Source organism: Bacillus sp. 05T31 (genome assembly GCF_056396725.1).
The window spans coordinates 1-3,613 of the sequence record NZ_JBFTMA010000455.1 but is presented as its reverse complement, the minus strand read 5'-3'; the positions used below and the strand labels follow the sequence as shown (position 1 = coordinate 3,613).

The window sequence follows — 3,613 nt, the reverse complement described above, 5'->3', positions numbered from 1 at the left end:
CTTTAATTCTTCTGAATAGGTATTAAATGTCGATCCTTTTTTAGTCATGAAAAATCCCCTCCAAGTAATAGTGTAACATCCATGTGTGTACATGGTCTTTTTTACACTGTCTACCTAAAGGGGATAATATCATTGAATAATTCAAGCGGTCTTTTCGTTAGTTTGCTTTATAAAATTGTTGGATAGCTTCGTCGATGTAAACCCAGCCTTTCCAACCTAAGTGCATATGATCTTTTAAGAAGTACTTATCATATTCATGATTTGAGAARTCRGCAATTGGATAGCCAGCTTTCTTAATTTGCTCATGAACTTTATTGTAATATAATTCGCGTTTTTCTTTCGGGAAGCCAGCGTAATCATACCAAGGACCTTTTACAGGAACAGAAATGAAGAGCGGTTTTGCACCAGATTGTTTTAATAAATCAAGTACAATTTGTAAATCTTCATACTCTGGTGATTGGTCATAAGCATCATTTTTTAAGTARCCTTCACGTTGTTTTAATTTCTTCTTAATTTTGCTATTGAAGTAATCATCTTCRATRCCATATTCGTTAGAGCTTGATTCTACTGCACCTGTTTGATCAGCATGYTTACGAGCTTCGTCCCAATCCATTTGTTTCAACGATGGATCGAGTTTTTCTTTATGCGGCTTAATATCAAACATAACTGTAAATAAATCTTTACGATCTAGAATGTTACGATAAATATAAGCGAAAGGTTTAGCAGCAAGTGCTTTTACTTTATACTTTGTATCATCGTAGGCGATACCTTCAAGCGAAATTTTTAATAAAGTTTCTTTYTTAACRATCTCAAAGTTTAATAAGCGTTTTGCAATTTGYTTTTTCATTTCAGGTTTTAAATCATCGTTGAAAATGAAGTGRTAACCTTGTTGTTTTGAAAAGTTAGGTGCAAAGTGTGTCTCATCAATACCTTGTGGTACAAACCATTGCGGAGAAAGAACGAATACCATTTTCTTATCTTTCAATTGATCCATTGTAGATGCGAAGTTTAATACATGTACAAGGTCTTGTGTTCCGCCGCGTCCAAGTAGGAATGGTGTGAATCCTTCAGGTTTTACTTTGAAATAATTCGATGGATGGAAAGCATCCATACGTGCGAATTCCGATGAACCGTACATCGGAAGATATTTTGGATTTGCTAACATTTTTTGCTGTAAAATCATACTTTGAATCTTTTCTTCTTTTAAAGAAGTTGCAGCTTGTTCTACTTTCTCATCACTTAAAAGTGGAAGTAGGAAGCGCGTTGGAATAAGTAAGAATACAGCAAAAAGGGCCAATGCTAAAAGCATCGGACCAAATTTTACTTTGTTCATCGGATTTCTTCCAACTTTTTAATAACCATATTTGGTGTAGCCCACTCATCGCGGTCAAAATCAGAAATAGAAACTTCAATATCTAAACGCTCTTGGAATTCTACTAATAAAGATACTACAGCGAAAGAATCAAGAATACCTTCTTCAAATAATTGAACATCTAAGTTTTCTTTCACAATATCGTTTTCACATACTTCTTCTAAAATATCTAATACTTGCTCTTTGAATTCTGCCATTTTTAAAATCTCCTTTATATCCGAATATATTATATGTGCAACTTCTTAATAGAATAAGAAGGGTGCATTAAAAGTATCTGTTAAGATGTCCAGAGAAGATCAGGAAACCGAAACATACAACGTGGAACGTAATTACAATCGCAAGGACATGTGTAAATTTATTATTTGGCCAAAACTTATGCTTCTTGTTTTTTCGTTCGAAAATATCGAATAAGATAAACAAGGCAGCGTGATAAAGACCATAAATAATGTATTGATACACATGCTCACCAGTAATATGCCATATTCCCATGATGAAAAAGTTTAAAAATGCACCGATATACGAAATTGTGTAACGGTTTTTAATTAACTTTTTCTTCGTTGCGAAAAAGACGAAACGCATGTAAATAAAGTCACGGAACCAGAATGATAAACTCATGTGCCAGCGATTCCAGAAGTCTTTAATGTTACGACTAAGGAATGGCTTATTAAAGTTTTCGGGAGTTTTAATTCCCATCATGTAACTTACACCAATTACAAATGAGCTATAACCAGCAAAGTCAAAGAATAAATATAAGCTATAGCTATACATGTAAATCATATTTGATAGGATTGTATCTTGCTGAGCGAATGCCGGATCCATAAAATATTGCTTTATTAAGTAAGCAATAATAAATTTATACAAGAAACCTTGGAAAATACGGTTTAGCCCTGTATGTAGTAAATTTTGATATTCTTCTGCACTAGGTGGCTTTTGAATATCTTTTTGGAATCTGCGGTAACGATCGATAGGTCCCGTTGAGATAGCCGGGAAGAATAAAACGAATTCCCAAAAATTAAAGAAGGAAAGCTCTTTAATTAAATTATCACGAACTTCAAATACCATTTGTACTGCTCTAAATGTTACATAGGACATTCCTAAAAATACGACAAACTTTAGCTCAGGTACAAATGGTGCGATTTTTGCCAAAATAAGTGGCAAAATCGATAAAATAACAGCTATACAAAACGTGAATGTACTATTATTTTGTTTTCTTAAAATTAAATAGCCTTTAATAAGGGCATATTGCCAAATAATAAATGCGGCTAACATGATTGCTTGCTTTGGTTTATCAGAGAAGATAATAACAAGCATTAATAATGTTAAAAMGGCATTATATTTRCGCAACATTTTACCTYTTAAYCCAGCTATGATAGTAGGTATYAATAAAATSCCCACTATAGCGAAAAAATAAAATGATCCATATGCGGTCATGCTGTARCCTCACTTTATAATGTTTTGCAATCCTTCATTCCATATGGTGTTATGAATAATGGATTGGCACATGAATTTTCTTGGAATTATATAGTTTAGTAATCGCTCATTGTATTTTTGGGGTTGCAGATGCTAATAAATGCTTTTTCTATAATCGCATATGCCGGAGCAATTTGTTCCTCTGAAGCCCCATGCATAACTTGTAACGCTAATCCATTAATTGAAGCCAATAAAGCCCTTGAAAATGCTTCTAAATCTGTGATTTCTACATTGGAAGTTTGAGCATATTCTTGAATTAGATCTATCAATTGGTTCTGTAGAACTCGAACTTCTTCCATAATTTTCGGTGACCAAGCTGCTGCTGCTAATAAAGTAAAATACACCTTTCTCCATTCAGAACATTTGAATTGGTGATGTACTACAAATATAAGATTTTTCAATTTCTCTGAAAAATCTTGTGTATTTGAGAGCTCCTTCTGAATTTCTTTAATTTGTTTTTGCATGACATAAGAGGTAGCGTTAACTAATAAACCCTCTTTTGTTGGAAAATAATAGTGAATTAAACTTAAAGTAATTCCCGCTTTTGTAGCAATATCCCGTAATGTAATAGCGGTTGTACCTTTTTCAGCTAAGCATTCAAACGTAGCCATTAGTATTTGATCTCGAGTAGCTGTTTTTTTTGGACTAGACATTGTATTTCACCATCTTATTTTTTATTTGGTCAACCGACCAATTAATACAAATCTATACTAACTTATTAGATCATTTTTTACAATACTGAGTACCATCCCATATCAACCAATCTAAGGT

Annotated in this window: 4 protein-coding genes; all 4 read right to left on the bottom strand. The window is 33.1% G+C overall.

Translation table 11 applies throughout. From position 1 onward, the window contains the following. Positions 1-157 precede the first annotated feature (157 nt). Complete coding sequence (dltD, locus tag AC1DJR_RS21735) at positions 158-1,333, bottom strand: D-alanyl-lipoteichoic acid biosynthesis protein DltD (protein WP_429686513.1); 1,176 nt, start codon at positions 1,331-1,333, stop codon at positions 158-160. Continuing rightward, positions 1,330-1,569, bottom strand: coding sequence for a D-alanine--poly(phosphoribitol) ligase subunit DltC (dltC, locus tag AC1DJR_RS21730; protein ID WP_000807310.1), 240 nt, complete (start codon positions 1,567-1,569; stop codon positions 1,330-1,332). The genes dltD and dltC overlap by 4 nt, the downstream gene beginning before the upstream one ends. A gap of 67 nt (positions 1,570-1,636) precedes the next feature. Next, positions 1,637-2,803, bottom strand: coding sequence for a D-alanyl-lipoteichoic acid biosynthesis protein DltB (gene dltB, locus AC1DJR_RS21725; protein WP_477003475.1), 1,167 nt, complete (start codon positions 2,801-2,803; stop codon positions 1,637-1,639). Positions 2,804-2,898: 95 nt separating this feature from the next. After that, the gene (locus tag AC1DJR_RS21720) at positions 2,899-3,495 is read right to left on the bottom strand and encodes a TetR/AcrR family transcriptional regulator (RefSeq protein WP_429688450.1); all 597 of its coding nucleotides are present in this window, start codon (positions 3,493-3,495) and stop codon (positions 2,899-2,901) included. Positions 3,496-3,613 lie beyond the last annotated feature (118 nt).